The sequence below is a fragment of the Microbacterium trichothecenolyticum genome, from assembly GCF_041938625.1.
GTDB lineage: Bacteria > Actinomycetota > Actinomycetes > Actinomycetales > Microbacteriaceae > Microbacterium > Microbacterium trichothecenolyticum_D.
In genome coordinates, this window is sequence record NZ_CP169427.1 from 1,046,789 (window position 1) to 1,060,496 (window position 13,708).

11 protein-coding genes are annotated in these 13,708 nt (G+C 70.3%); 8 read left to right on the forward strand and 3 right to left on the reverse strand.

Going from position 1 to position 13,708, the window contains the following annotated elements; genetic code table 11:
• The first annotated feature begins 91 nt into the window (after window positions 1-91).
• The 5 genes from tsaE (at window position 92) to ACEYYH_RS04720 (ending at window position 3,466) form a co-directional block, all read left to right on the forward strand.
• Window positions 92-538: a tRNA (adenosine(37)-N6)-threonylcarbamoyltransferase complex ATPase subunit type 1 TsaE gene (gene tsaE / locus ACEYYH_RS04700; protein ID WP_374978158.1), complete on the forward strand. Its 447-nt coding sequence runs from the start codon at window positions 92-94 to the stop codon at window positions 536-538.
• Between the two features lie 63 nt (window positions 539-601).
• Window positions 602-1,261, forward strand: a complete 660-nt coding sequence (tsaB, locus tag ACEYYH_RS04705) for a tRNA (adenosine(37)-N6)-threonylcarbamoyltransferase complex dimerization subunit type 1 TsaB (RefSeq protein ID WP_374977107.1) — start codon at window positions 602-604, stop codon at window positions 1,259-1,261.
• Window positions 1,258-1,743, forward strand: coding sequence for a ribosomal protein S18-alanine N-acetyltransferase (gene rimI / locus ACEYYH_RS04710; protein ID WP_374977108.1), 486 nt, complete (start codon window positions 1,258-1,260; stop codon window positions 1,741-1,743). Before tsaB ends, rimI begins: the two co-directional genes overlap by 4 nt.
• A complete protein-coding gene (gene tsaD, locus ACEYYH_RS04715) occupies window positions 1,740-2,807 on the forward strand; it encodes a tRNA (adenosine(37)-N6)-threonylcarbamoyltransferase complex transferase subunit TsaD (protein WP_374977109.1) in 1,068 nt (355 codons plus the stop codon). The genes rimI and tsaD overlap by 4 nt, the downstream gene beginning before the upstream one ends.
• Window positions 2,804-3,466 (forward strand): hypothetical protein, encoded by a 663-nt coding sequence (locus ACEYYH_RS04720; protein WP_374977110.1) that lies wholly within the window; start codon window positions 2,804-2,806, stop codon window positions 3,464-3,466. Before tsaD ends, ACEYYH_RS04720 begins: the two co-directional genes overlap by 4 nt.
• Before the next feature lie 7 nt (window positions 3,467-3,473).
• On the opposite strand, the gene ACEYYH_RS04725 is transcribed toward ACEYYH_RS04720, so the two are convergent.
• Window positions 3,474-4,661, reverse strand: coding sequence for an SAM-dependent methyltransferase (locus ACEYYH_RS04725; protein ID WP_374977111.1), 1,188 nt, complete (start codon window positions 4,659-4,661; stop codon window positions 3,474-3,476).
• Between the two features lie 175 nt (window positions 4,662-4,836).
• Here ACEYYH_RS04725 and ACEYYH_RS04730 point away from each other — a divergent pair, with 175 nt between their 5' ends.
• From ACEYYH_RS04730 to ACEYYH_RS04740, 3 genes are all read left to right on the forward strand, one after another.
• Window positions 4,837-6,018 (forward strand): hypothetical protein, encoded by a 1,182-nt coding sequence (locus ACEYYH_RS04730; protein ID WP_374977112.1) that lies wholly within the window; start codon window positions 4,837-4,839, stop codon window positions 6,016-6,018.
• Between the two features lie 144 nt (window positions 6,019-6,162).
• Entirely contained in the window at window positions 6,163-8,055 is a 1,893-nt protein-coding gene (locus ACEYYH_RS04735) for a dynamin family protein (protein ID WP_374977113.1), read from the forward strand.
• On the forward strand, window positions 8,052-9,674 hold the full coding sequence (locus ACEYYH_RS04740) for a dynamin family protein (protein WP_374977114.1): 1,623 nt from the start codon (window positions 8,052-8,054) through the stop codon (window positions 9,672-9,674). Before ACEYYH_RS04735 ends, ACEYYH_RS04740 begins: the two co-directional genes overlap by 4 nt.
• Before the next feature lie 618 nt (window positions 9,675-10,292).
• On the opposite strand, the gene ACEYYH_RS04745 is transcribed toward ACEYYH_RS04740, so the two are convergent.
• Window positions 10,293-11,042, reverse strand: coding sequence for an IniB N-terminal domain-containing protein (locus tag ACEYYH_RS04745; protein ID WP_374977115.1), 750 nt, complete (start codon window positions 11,040-11,042; stop codon window positions 10,293-10,295).
• Window positions 11,043-11,159: 117 nt separating this feature from the next.
• The gene (locus ACEYYH_RS04750; RefSeq protein ID WP_374977116.1) at window positions 11,160-13,706 is read right to left on the reverse strand and encodes a LuxR C-terminal-related transcriptional regulator; all 2,547 of its coding nucleotides are present in this window, start codon (window positions 13,704-13,706) and stop codon (window positions 11,160-11,162) included.
• Window positions 13,707-13,708 lie beyond the last annotated feature (2 nt).

The following is a 13,708-nucleotide window of genomic DNA, read 5'->3' on the forward strand; positions in this document are numbered from 1 at the left end:
CGACACCCCGGTTGTTGCATCGGGCGTGAACACGACAGCTCAGGGCTTGGACGGCTTGGTCGGCACGCGCGAGATCACCTCGCCCGAGTCGATGGAGGCACTCGGCGAAGAGATGGGACGGATGCTGCGCCCCGGCGACATGGTGGTGCTCACCGGTCCGCTCGGCGCGGGCAAGACGACCCTCACCCGCGGCATCGGCCGGGGGCTCGACGTGCGCGGCCCGATCCAGAGCCCGACGTTCGTGCTCGCCCGCACCCACCCGTCGCTGTCGGGTGGCGCGCCGCTCGTGCACGTGGACGCGTACCGCCTCGGCTCGGCGGCCGAGCTCGACGACCTCGACATCGACTTCGACGGCTCCGTCGTGATCGTGGAGTGGGGTCGGGGCCTCGTCGACGGGCTGCGCGAGCAGTGGTGGGAGGTCGAGCTCGAGCGCGAGTGGCACGGCCACGGCGTCGACGACGCGTGCGGCACCACCGCCCATGAGGCCGAGCTCGACGCCGACACCCCCCGCCTGGTGAAGATCACGCGTCACCCGTAGCCGCGCCCGTGGCCCCGCTCCCCGGGCGACCGAGGGACGCGGGGCGCCGACTACCCTGGAAGGGTGATCCTCGGCATCGACACGTCGCTCGGCTCCGCGGTGGCGGTGGTCGAGCCGGACGGCGTCATCCGCTCGCAGGTCGAGAGCGCAGACCCCCGCGGCCACGCCGAGGTGATCGGCACGCTGATCGAGCGGGCGCTGGCGGAAGCATCCGTCTCCCCGTCCGAGATCACGCATGTCGCCGCGGGAATGGGACCGGGCCCGTTCACCGGGCTGCGCGTCGGCATCGCCGCGGCGCGCACCTTCGCCCTCGGGCGCGGCGTACCCGTCGTGCCGGTGCCGAGCCACGACGCCGTCGCCCTCGAGCTGCTGCTGCACGACGCGCTCACCGGCGGATACGAGGACGCGACCGACGAGACGTTCGCCGTCGTGACCGACGCGCGCCGCCGCGAGTTCGCGTACACGCTCTACCGCGGGCTCGACGACGACGGGCTTCCCGTCCGCGTCGCGGAGCCCGCGCTCGCGCCCCGCGACGACCTCGACGGTGTGCTCGCGAGCGCCGCGGCCGTGCGTCGGGATGCCGACCGGATTCCCGCGGCCATGCTCGCGCTCGCCGCGGCCCGGGCGCTCGGAGCCGAGCGCTCGATCGGGCCCGCCGACGCGCTCTACCTGCGCTCGCCCGACGTGACCCTCCCGCACGCGCCGAAGCGGGTGGGCTCGTGACCCTTCGCGCCGCGACCGCCGACGACCTCGCCGCGATCATGACGCTCGAGCGGACGTCGTTCCCGACCGACGCGTGGTCCGAGGCGATGATGCGCGAGGAGCTCGCCTCACCCCACGGCTGGTACGTCGTCGATGACGAGGCCGGGCGCCTCGTCGGGTACGCGGGGCTCCGTGCGGTCGCCGGGGCGAAGGATGCCGACATCCAGACGATCACGATCGCCGAGGTGTCGCGCGGCCGCGGCCGTGGTCGCGCGATGCTGCGAGCGCTGCTCGAGGAGGCCGCGCGGCGCGGCGTCAGCGACGTGTTCCTCGAGGTGCGCGCCGACAACCCCGTCGCCCAGGCACTGTACGTGTCGGAGGGCTTCGCCGAGATCGGCCGCAAGCCCCGGTACTACCAGCCCGACGACGTCGACGCCGTCGTGATGAAGCTCGACCTGCGCGGGTGGGCCCGGCGCGACGCGGACGGAGGGGTGTGCACGTGAACCGCGCGGAACCGCTGGTGCTCGGCATCGAGACGAGCTGCGACGAGACCGGGATCGGGATCGTGCGCGGCCGCACGCTGCTGTCGAACACCATCGCGAGCTCGATGGACGAGCACGCCCGCTACGGCGGCGTCGTGCCCGAGGTCGCGGCCCGCGCGCACCTCGAGGCGCTGCAGCCGTCGATCGAGGCCGCGCTCGCCGAGTCGGGAGTCTCGCTCGCCGACCTCGACGCGGTCGCCGTGACGTCGGGGCCGGGTCTGGCCGGAGCGCTCATGGTCGGCGTCGGCGCCGCGAAGGCACTGTCGGTGTCGCTGGAGAAGCCGCTGTACGCGGTGAACCACCTCGTCGGGCACATCGCCGCCGACATCCTCGATGCCGATGCGCCTCCGCTCGAGTACCCGACGGTCGCGCTCCTCGTCTCCGGCGGGCACACGTCGCTGCTGTTGGTCCGCGACCTCACGACCGACGTCGAACTCCTGGGCGAGACCATGGACGATGCCGCCGGCGAGGCCTTCGACAAGGTCGCGCGCCTGCTCGGGCTGCCGTATCCGGGTGGACCCGAGATCGATCGGGCCGCAGCATCCGGAGACCCTGCGGCCATCCCGTTCCCGCGCGGGCTGTCGCGCGCGTCGGATATGGCGAAGCACCGCTACGACTTCTCGTTCTCGGGGCTCAAGACCGCGGTCGCCCGCTGGGTCGAGCAGCGCGAGGCGGCGGGCGAGCCGGTGCCGGTGGCCGATGTCGCCGCGAGCTTCCGTGAGGCTGTCGTCGACGTGCTCGTCACCAAGGCGCTCGCCGCGTGCCGCGACTACGGCGTCCCCCGCCTGCTGCTCGGCGGCGGCGTCATCGCGAACCGGCGGCTGCGCGACGTCGCGATCGAGCGCGCCGCGGCCGAGGGAGTCACGGTGCGCATCCCGCCGCTGTCGCTGTGCACCGACAACGGCGCGATGATCGCGGCGCTCACGTCGGAACTCATCATGTCGGGCCGCGCGCCCTCGACCCTCGAGTTCGGGGCGGATTCGACGCTGCCGGTCACCGAGATCCAGGTCGCGGAGTCGGCATGACGGATGAACGGATGCCGCCACCCGGCGAGGACGCGACGCCCGGGGCCGCCCCGGCCGATCTCGACCCGGCGCCTGCGGATGCAGAACGCGTTTCGACTGCGGGCGCTGGAGCGCCCTCCGCGGGGCGAGCGGAGACTTCGGGTGGAAGACCCGAGAACGAGCAGCAACCGGAGGACGCAGCATCCGTTCCCGCCGATGTCCCCGACCGCGCGAAGGCCCCCGCGGAGCCGATCGTGTCGTCGGTGTCGCCCGACGTCGACCTCGCGCAGGACGCGTCACCCCTGCCGGGGGCGCATCGCGGCGGGTTCCACCGCCTGCCCACCGCACCCGTCGCCGTCACCGTCGAGACCGCGCCGGCGGAGCCGCGCGGCGATTTCACGCCCGACGACACGACGTGGACGGCAACGGACTCGGCGTTCCACCGCGGGCTCGCGGGCTGGGCGCTCGCCTTCGCGATCGTCGGGCTCCTCGTGTCGATGTTCGTCGGCTGGGGTTTTCCGATCGGCCTGGTCGCGGTCGTGTCGGCGATCATCGCGCTGCGCCGCCCGCTCGAAAGCCGCGCCGTCGCCGTATGGGCGATCGTGCTCGGCACGCTGTCGATCCTCTACAGCGCCGGCTGGCTCCTCTACGCCGCGGCGCAGGCCCACATCATCGGCTGATACCGCGTCAGACGCGGTCGGCGAGGATCGCGGTGCGGCGCGTGCCGATGCGCGTGAGGAGGAGCGTCGCCGAGGCCGAGCCGCGGAGCTTCAGGCGCGTGCGCAGGGCGGCGGGGTCGACGTCCACGCCGCGCTTCTTGATCTCGAGGCGGCCGATGTCGCGCTCGCGCAGCGCCTTGGCGAGGGCCTTCTCATCGGCGGGCAGCACCTCGCGCACGCGGAACGTCGAGACGAACGGCGAGGTAAGGGCGGCGTCCGACGTGAGGTAGGCGATGTGCTCGTCCAGCATTCCGGCCTCGAGCGTGCGCGCCACGTCGCCGATGAGGCGCGCGCGGATGACGGCGCCGTCGGGCTCGTGCAGGAAGGCGCCGAGGTCACGGGTGGGCTGGTCCGCAGCATCCGTCTCCGCCGTCAACTCGTGCGCCTGTTCGCCCCGGATCACGAGAGCGGCGCGGCGCACACCCGGGCGGGCAAGGGCTCCTGACCACAGCACGAGCTCGACGGTCGACCCGTCGGCGCTCACCCACTGCGCCTCGACGTCGTCGGGGATGAGGCCGCGGTCGAGCCCGGGGCCGAGCTTCACGCCGACGGGCAGACGCTCGGCGAGGTCGAACACCCAGTCGAGCGACGGCGACCAGTCCTCGGGGCGGGTGCGCGCGGTCTCGGAGTGCCCGGCGGTGCGGCGGGCGGGGTCGAGCCACACGGCGTCGGAGCCGCTGAGGTCGGTCTCCTCCGCGGTGCCGAGGCGCACCTCGGCGTCGGATCCGAACGGCGCCAGGTTGTAGGCGGCGATTCCGGCGGTCACCGCGTCGGCGTCGACGGCCGTGACACGAAGGCCGAGGCCCGCGAGCCCGAGGGCGTCGCCGCCGATGCCGCAGCCCAGGTCGGCGACCCGCGTGAAGCCGGCGTCGCGGAACCGGGCGGCATGACGGGCCGCGATGCCGAGACGCGTCGCCTGTTCGAGACCCGCGCGGGTGAACAGCATCCGTTCCGCCAGTTCGCCGAACTTCGCCCGCGCGCGCGTGCGCAGCCGCGCCTGGCCGACGACCGCCGAGACGAGGTCGGGGGAGTGTCCGTCGCGGCGCAGCCGGGTCACGGTGCGCGCGACGTCGTCAGAGGACTCCACCGGCGGCATCGCGTCGAGCAGACGCAGGCCCTCGGGCGTCAGGAGCGCTTCGAGTTCGGAGAGTTCCACCCGCCGAGCCTACGGCCCCCCGGTTCGGGGCGCCCCCGGACCCGCTTCGGAAACCCCTACCCCGAACCCCCTATCCCCCCGGGGAGGTTGCGGGATCACCCCGGATGTGAGCGCGCGGCCTGGAGAACAAACTCTTACACGTACGCCACCAGGCTCCGCGAACAAAGGAATGATCATGGCTGACGAGAATGTCAATGTCCTCGGTGTTCAGACCAACATCGAAGACGTCCTTTCCAACAACGAGGTCGGGAACACCGACGTCGAGGTCGAGGACAACGTCGTCGGCAACGACGGCAACGTCGTCGGCAACGACACCGACGTCGAGGTCGAGGACAACAACGTCAACAGCGCCGTCGACAACGACGACAACAACGTGAACAGCGCCGTCGGCAACGACATCGCTTCCGACAACGAGATCGGCAACACGGACGTCGACGTCGAGGACTCGGGCAACGGCAACTTCTCCGACAACGTGGGCGGCGACGCCACCGACATCGACGACTCGGGCAACGGCAACTTCAGCGGCAACACCGACAACTCGGACAACTCCGACAACTCGGACAACTCCGACAACTCGACCAACAACGCCGCGGTCGGCGTGGGCAACCAGTCGGACAACTCCGACAACTCGGTCGAGAACGAGCTCGAGGTCGACATCGAGGACTCGTTCAACGACAACTCGGACAACTCGACGGACGACAACTCGGAGACCGAGGACTCGTACAACGACAACTCGGAGACCGAGGACTCGTACAACGACTACACCGACTCGTTCAACGAGACCACGCTCAACGACGACTCGGTCACGGTCGGCGTCCGCCAGTACAACACCGGTGTCGGCGGCGACCTCAACCTCGCCCTGGGTGGTGCCGGCGGCGCTGCTGCTGCGGCCGCGGCCGCGTCGGGCGCGCTGAACCTCGACATCGACAACCGCGCACAGGTCGTCGATCAGTCGGTCCAGCAGTCGTTCGGCTTCGTGAACGGCGACGTCGACCAGGAGTTCGAGCAGGAGGCTGTGGCCAACTCGGGTGACTGGGGTGCCGCCGCCGGTGACGACGCCGACGTCGACAACTCGCAGACGACGATCAGCGTCGGCGACGTGTCGATCGGCAACACGTGGATCGACACCCACATCCAGGACTCGTTCCAGGACAACTCGACGAACGAGTGGAACGAGTTCGAGGTCGAGATCGACGACTCGTTCAACGACCAGTCGACCGACGTCGACGTCGACATCGAGGACTCGTTCACGAGCGAGGTCGACACGTCGTTCGAGAACGAGATCGAGTGGGAGAACAGCGGCAACTTCTTCAGCCCTGGCGGCGACGTCGCGGGCGACGACATCGTCGACTTCTGATCCATTCGCACAGCACTTGCCCGGCCGCCCTCCGAAGGGTGGCCGGGCAAGACCACGTTGCGGACATGTATTTTCCAGTACCGCCCGCGCTTCCTGACCTTCGACTAGCGTGGTGTGGGGGAGTGCGTACAAGGGGGAGCATTCGTGGCTGAAAGCACGGCCGTCCAGAAGTCGGGCACGGGGGACGCCGATACGACGGCACCGCCGCCGGTCGCACCGGCAGCCAGCAAAGCGCTCGTCTCCATCGTCGACAATGTCGGCCAGCTCGCCACGACGACGGGGCGCGGTGATCTGGCAAAACGCCTCGAGAACACGCACGCGCGCCTGCAAGACCCGAACGTCCGGGTCATCGTGGTCGGCGAGTTCAAGCAGGGCAAGAGCAAGCTCATCAATGCTCTCGTCAACGCGCCGGTCTGCCCGGTCGACGACGATGTGGCCACGAGCGTGCCGACGTCGGTCGGCTACGCGCCGGAACCTGACGCCTGGGTGACTGTTCAGGGCGACGACGACACGCCTCCCGTGCGCCAGCGCATCGCGCTCGAGGACCTGGCCCAGTACGTATCGGAGAGCGGGAATCCGGGCAACGAGCGAAAGATCATCACTGCCGAGGTGGTTCTCCCGCGCGAGCTGCTCAAGGGCGGCCTGCGACTGGTGGACTCGCCGGGCGTCGGCGGTCTGGACTCGACGAACGCTCTTGCGACCCTTGCCGCGCTGTCATCGGCCCACGCGGTTCTTCTCGTGTCGGACGCGTCACAGGAGTACACCGAGCCAGAGGTGCAGTTCCTCAAGCACGCGATGCGCGTGTCTCCGAACGTCGCGGCTGTGCTCGCCAAGACAGACCTGTACCCGCAATGGCGCGACATCGAGCGCATCGACCGCTCGCACCTCGGCGACATCGGGGATGTGCCGATCTTCGCCGTCTCCAGCGACCTGCGCCTGATCGCCGCGGAGGAGCGCGACCGCGGGCTCAACGAGGAGTCGGGCTTCCCCGCGCTCGTGAGCCACCTGCGGCAGGAGGTCCTCGGTCGCGCGGAGATCATCCAAGCTCGCAGCGCCGTGCACGACCTCATCTCGGTCGTCGACCAGCTCAAGATGTCGCTGACCTCGGAGCTCGAGGCGATCCTCCACCCCGAGGACACCCCCAAGCTCATCGCACAGCTCGAGGACGCGAAGGCGCGCGCCGACGAGTTCCGGGGACGGTCGTCCAAGTGGCAGGTGCAGCTGAACGACGGCGTCGCCGACCTCATCTCGGACATGGAGCACGACCTGCGCGACCGCCTGCGCAAGGTGCAGCGCGAGGCGGAGAACGCGATCGACGAGGGCGACCCCGGGCCGATCTGGGACCAGCTCACCGAGTGGCTCGATCAGCGCGTCTCCGCGGCCGTCTCGGAGACGTTCGTGTGGACCGACGAGCGGTCGCGATGGCTTTCGGAAGAGGTCGCCGAACTCTTCATCCAGGGGGAGACCGACCTCCCCGTGATCTACGTCGGCGACACCGAAGGCATCCTCGACGACGTGGAGAACATGGCGACGCTCGAACATCGTCAGATGGGTGCCGGCGAGAAGATCTTCATCGGGGTCCGCGGCTCGTACGGCGGCGTGCTCATGGTCGGCCTCGCCACCGGCCTCATCGGTCTGTCGCTCATCAACCCGCTCTCGCTCCTGGCCGGTGTGCTGGTGGGGCGCAGGGCCTACCGGGAGGACATGAACTCGCGCCTGTCGCGCCGGCGCTTCGAGGCCAAGACCCTCGTGCGGCGGTATCTCGACGAAGTCCAGTTCCAGGTCGGCAAGCAGCTGAAGGATCGCCTGCGCATCGTGCAGCGCGCCGCCCGCGACCACTTCGGCAGCATCGCCGACGAGCTGCACCGCTCCCTCTCGGACGCGGTGCTCGCCGCCAAGCAGGCAGCCGGCACCTACGCGGGGGAGCAGGACCAGCGAGTGAAGGAGCTTCAGCTGCGGGTTCAGCAACTCGAGGCGCTGAAGGGCAAGATCCCTGCGCTGCCGCCGCTGCGAGCCGTGGAGGCAGCGAAGCGGTGAGGGCGTCGATCCGCGACGACGCGAGCGCCCTGATCCGCGCCGCGCGTGACCTGTACGCCGACGACCCGGAAGCCGGCGACCTGCTCACCGACCTGGATCGGCGCCTCAGCGAGCCCATCCGCCTCGCCCTCGCCGGCATGGTCAAGGCCGGGAAGTCGACGCTGTTGAACGCCATGCTCGGCGAACGGCTGGCGCCCACGGATGCGGGCGAGTGCACGCGTGTGGTCACCTGGTACCGCTACTCGGCAACCCCGATGATCACCATGCACCCCTTCGAGGGAGAGCCGCGCCGGATGCCCATCCGGCGCGACGCGGGCCGGCTCGTGCTCGATCTGGGCGGCGTCCCGCCGGAAGACGTCGCCTGGATCGACGTCGGCTGGCCGTCGACGGGGCTGCGCTCACTCATCCTGATCGACACCCCGGGAATCGCTTCGCTCTCGCGGGACGTGTCGGCGCGCTCCACGGACTTCCTCGTGCCCGACACCGAGCCCTCCTCGGCAGACGCGATCGTCTACCTGATGCGCCACCTGCACGCGTCGGATCTGAAGTTCCTCGAGTCTTTCCGCGACACCGCTGCCGGTGCGTCGCAGACCGTGAACGCGGTCGCGGTGCTGTCGCGCGCCGACGAGATCGGATCAGGTCGCATCGACTCGTTGCTGTCGGCAGGGAAAGTGGCGCGCCGCTACGAGAAGGACGGGGATCTCGCGTCGCTGTCGCTCGGCGTCGTGCCTGTCGCGGGCCTCCTCGCCGAGAGCGCGCGGACGCTGCGCGAAGACGAGTTCGCGGCCTTCCGCGACCTGGCGAGCCTGGAGCGGAAGTCTCGAGAGGCTCTCATGGTGTCGGCCGATCGATTCGTGCGCCCCACGGAGGCGACGACGCTGAGCGAGGATGTCCGCCGCGAGCTGCTGAACCGTTTCGGCATCTTCGGCGTACGCCTCGCGAGCGCACTGATCCGCGGCGGCGCCTCCGACTCGTCGCAGCTCTCGGAGCAGCTCGTGCAGCAGAGCGGCCTGAACGAGCTGCAGCAGTTCATCCAGCTGCAGTTCCGCACCCGCGCCGGGGCGCTGAAGGTGCGTGGTGTGCTCGACGCGCTGCAGAAGCTCATGCGCGAGAAGCCACGCGACGGCGCGGACGCGGTCCTGGGTGGGATCGAGCGCATCTACGCGTCGGCGCACACGCTGCGCGAGCTCTCGCTGCTGTCGCGAGCTCGCTCCTCGGGCTTGCCCCTGAGTCGACTCGATGCGGAGGAGGCGGAGCGCATCATCGGCGGGACCGGGCCCTCCGCAACCGCCCGTCTGGCACTGCCGGAGACGGCCACCACCGCCGAGAGTCGCGAGCGCGTCGAGGAGCTCCTCGCGCGCTGGCGAACGCTCAGCGAGTCGCCACTCGCCGAGCGGGCCACCGTGGAGGTCGCCCGCTCGGTGATCCGCAGCCTCGAGGAGGTCGCGTCAGAACTCGTCTCCGTCGCCGGCGCGCCGGACGTCGTACTTGCGGGCGGTCCACTGGAGAGCGCCGTGGAACGTGCTGAACAGGAGCGCGAGCAGGGCGAGGGCCCACTGCGCGAAGAGCACCTGCCGCAGGACGGGGGCGTGCTCGCCGGTGGTGAAGATCTCCGCTGACAGCAGGAAGAGCAGGATCTGCCCCACCACGGTGGCCAGCTGCCACCACCGGACGTGCGGCTTGCGGTTGGTGAACGACACGAGAAGCACGATCTGCACCAAGAGCAGCGCGAGCGCCGCGCCGAACACGATCCAGAAGATGATGTCGGCCGCCGCGGTGTAGGTCTCTTCGCTCCGGCCGTCTTCGACCGCACGGACGACGTCCGCGATGATGGGGAGCTGGTCCTCACGGATGACGAAGAGATAGACCACCGCGACACCGCCGGTGAGCAGACTCAACACCCAGAGGAACTGGCTCAGCCTGACGGAGAACGGTGGGGGGCGCTTCGTGAGCACCGGGGCCGCGTTCGCGCTGGCGGTCGGCGGGCGCTCCGGTGCCTCTCGCCGGGGTGGCGGCGGAGGCGGAGGGGTTGCTTGTCTCGGCGCGGCGTCCGGCGCCGGAGGGCGCTGCACACTCGAGGCCGGCACCTTGCGCACCGGCACACGTCCGATGGCGTTGGTCGCGGGCGGGGCCTCCTCGAAAGTGGGCGGGGGCGGCTTGGGACGCGCGTTCGCGCGCCCTGGGCCTGCCAGGGCGCGCGAACGGTCGTCGTCTTCCCGATCGGGCACGTCGAATCCTTAGTACTGGTCCTCGGATTCCAGCTCGAGCGGCGGTTCCTCGGCGACGAACGTCGCCGCGTCGACGGCGTAGTCGTACGCGTCGTCGGCCACCGTCTCGATCTCGACCGGCGGCGCGACCGCCTCGACGGGCGCGGCCTCGGCGGGCGGCGCCTCGACGGTCGCGGACACGACGGGGTCGGAGTCGGGCGAGTTGTTGAACGAGTCGTCGGCCTCGGCGTCCACGTCCGTGTCGGTGTTGGTCGAGTTGTCGTTGAACGAGCCGTCGATGTTCGTCGTCGTGTCCTCGTTGCCGATCGACACGTCGCCCACCGTGGTGGTGTCCTCGGAGTTGTCGACCTCGGCGTCGTCGCCGGCAGCCGCACCGTTGTCGCCGCTGTTGACGACGGCCTCCTGATCGAAGATCTGGTTGACGTCGCCGTCCGCCCAGATGTTCTGGTTCACCGACTGGTCCACGATCGTCGCGCGGTTGTCGATCGCGAAGCTGTTCGTGATGTTGTAGATCTCGTTCTCGACCGACGGGGGCTTCGGCGGTGCCGGAGGCATCGGCGGCTTGGGCGTGACGTGGGGGTGGTCCACGATGACCGGCGCGACGGCGCGGACGTCCTCGACGCACGCGTCGCTGAGGCCGTTGCGGGCCAGCGTTCCCTGGGGGTCCTCCTCGAACTCGGCTGCGGCGGCCGGGTCGCCCAGGAGACTGAGTATGAACTCGATCAATGCGTCGGCAATGGTTGCCAAGGGTGTTGTCATGACTCGGCTCCTGTCACTTCGAGAATCACTGTCGACATTAGGTGTTTCTCACAATCGGCGAATCGGGGGTTTTCCCGAATCGGTAGGGGGGCTCTTGGGGGTTCTGGACGCGGGTCCTCACACGTCGTCGGCGAAGGGCCGGGTCTGCGAGAGCGCGACGCGCAGCTTGGCGATCAGATCAGAGCGGGAGGTCGCGCCGAGCCGTCGCCGGATACTGGCGATGTGGTGCTCCGCGGTGCGCGGAGAGATGAAGATCGTCTCGCCGATCTCGGCGTACGTCTTTCCCTCGACCACCAGGCGCGCGACATCCGTCTCACGCTCGCTCAGCACCGATTCCACGGTGCCTGCGGGTGCTTCGGCGTTCTCGCCCGGTGTCTCCGTGACCGCCGGCTTCTCCTGCGGGAACAGCTCTCGTGCCCGTGCGAGCAGGCGTGCCGACACTTTGCGGTCGTCGGAGCGTCCGGCTCCCTGACCGGCCAGGCGCGCGGCATCCCATCTCAATCCGATCGCGGCGAGGGACTGCGCGGCCGCGTCGACCTCGTCGACGTCGACCGAGCCGGCGAGGACGGACGTCCACAGGCGCCCGGCCTTCGCCATCGTCTCGGCGACGCCACTGTGCGGTGCGGCGTCCACCAGAGCGTGCGCGTGAGGGCTCAGTGACTCGGGGCGGTTACGGAGGATGCCCCGCTGGATGCCGGCCCACCGAAGATGAGCCGACCAGAGCGCCGGCCGGCCGAGCGCTTCGACCAGGGCGAGCGCGCGGCTGAAGAGCGGCTCGGTGACGGCCTCGTCGCCCACCCGGGCACCGGCGCTGACGAACTCGACGAGAGGCAGCAGCGTGTAGAGGTCGACGTCGGCGTCGAGCAGGCCGTCGCGGCCGCGCTCCCACGCTGCCTCCAGGCCGGCGGCGTCCTCATACCGTCGCGCCAGGCCGACGCGGATCGCCTGAAGGAGCAGCTCATCGCGCGCCGCTGCCTTCGGCGTCAGCGCGACCGAGGCCTCGAGCGCCTCGCGGGACCGCGCACCTTTCGCCTGCTGCAGCGCGATCCACGACTTCCACAGCAGGAGTCGCGACATCACCCACGAGGTTCCCTGATGGCCGTCGATCGCGGCATCCACGACCGCCCGCGCTGTCGCGAGGTCTCCGGCGCTGATGGCGGCTACGGCGGCGATGATCGCGGGGTGCTCGGGCATCGGTGCGGCGGAGCGCGACGCCGTGAACAGGTGCGACGCGCGCACGAGATCGGCCACGGCCGCGTCGCCATGGTCGGCGCGCAATGACGTCAGGAGGCCGCGCTGCAGCAGGTTCATCGCGACACCCAGCGTCGAGGGAGCGGCGCGCTGCACGTCGGGCGATGCGTCGTCCGTCTCGGCCGCGCCCGCCTCGCCCACCCCGATGCGAGCGATCAGACGACGGACGGATGCCTCCGCCGTCGTCGGCGGGAAGGCCTCGTAGAATCCCGCCCCGGTGTGCAGCATGCCTCGCATCGACCAGGTCGCGGCCGCGACATCTGCGATGCGCGCCGAGACGTCGTCGGAACGATCGGCGAACGCCATCGCCTCATCGAGCAGCTGGGCCGCTGAGTCGACATCACCCCACGACAACGCCGCCTGTGCGCGTTTCGCGGCGAGGTCAGCCGAGTTCACTCCGGTCTCGGCCGCAGCGGCGTACAGTTCGCTCGCGCGCACCGGATCGGATTCGAGAAGCTGGTCTCCGTGTTCAAGGAGGGCCGGTGACAGGCGGGGGTCGCGGATGTCTGCGAGCCAGTCGCCGTTGCGGGAGGCGAGCGGATCCATGCCGCCGGGCATCGCCGCGAGCAGGTCGACCAGCCGGCGGGCCGAGAGGTTCGCGCGCACGGCGGAGCGGACGACCGGCACCGGCCGCCCGCTCCGCAGCAGCAGACCCTCCGCGTAGCCCTGGGCGATGACGCTCTCGACATCGTCGGGGTCGTCCGTCATCACCGGCGCGTCATCCGACCACACGCTCATCGCCTCGATGGTGCGCCGCACGTCGTCGTCGACCACGCCCATCCGGTGGGCGACGCTCTGCTCGAGCACGTTGCCGAGAGCAGTGTGAGTGCCGTCGTCCGCGCAGTCGCGATCATCGTGCGCCGCGAGCGCGGCGGACACGAGCCACGCCACCCCGCCGGTCACCTCGAGCAGATGATCGAGGCACGTCGGCTTGAGCGTGCGCTCGTTCGCCTCCAGGTAGTCGAGCACGTCCGCCCGCGTGAGGTGGCCCAGTACCACCGCGGGGCGGCTGCGCTCGAGGTGCCGCGCGATCGAGGACAGCGCGTGAGAGTGCGGCCACGGCCGGCTCGTCGCGACGAGGGCCGCGTCAGGATCGCTCGCGCGCACGCGCAATCCCTCCATCTGCGCGGCGGGAAGCAGATGCAGGTCATCCACGAGCAGGATGCTTGCCGCGGGGACGTCGAGCACGTCGGTGTCGGGGCCGAGGACGCTCACCGTGGCGCGCTTCTGCGTGAGGAATCGCTGCGCTCCTCGCAGCATCGTGGTCTTTCCGGAACCCGCGTTCCCCGAGATCAGCACGCGCGGCGGCAGGTCGTGCGTGGTGAGCGCTTCGATGAGAGGACGCGCGTGGCGTGTTCCGGTGAAGGTCGTCGCGTCGAAGAACGCCGCCACCGTCAGTGTGGTCGAAGACATGA

Coding starts and splice junctions, on each gene's coding strand:
- tsaE (WP_374978158.1), top strand. CDS start 92: ATGGAGGCACTCGGCGAAGAGATGGGACGGATGCTGCGCCCCGGCGAC.
- ACEYYH_RS04720 (WP_374977110.1), top strand. CDS start 2,804: ATGACGGATGAACGGATGCCGCCACCCGGCGAGGACGCGACGCCCGGG.
- ACEYYH_RS04730 (WP_374977112.1), top strand. CDS start 4,837: ATGGCTGACGAGAATGTCAATGTCCTCGGTGTTCAGACCAACATCGAA.
- ACEYYH_RS04745 (WP_374977115.1), bottom strand. CDS start 11,042: ATGACAACACCCTTGGCAACCATTGCCGACGCATTGATCGAGTTCATA.
- ACEYYH_RS04750 (WP_374977116.1), bottom strand. CDS start 13,706: ATGTCTTCGACCACACTGACGGTGGCGGCGTTCTTCGACGCGACGACC.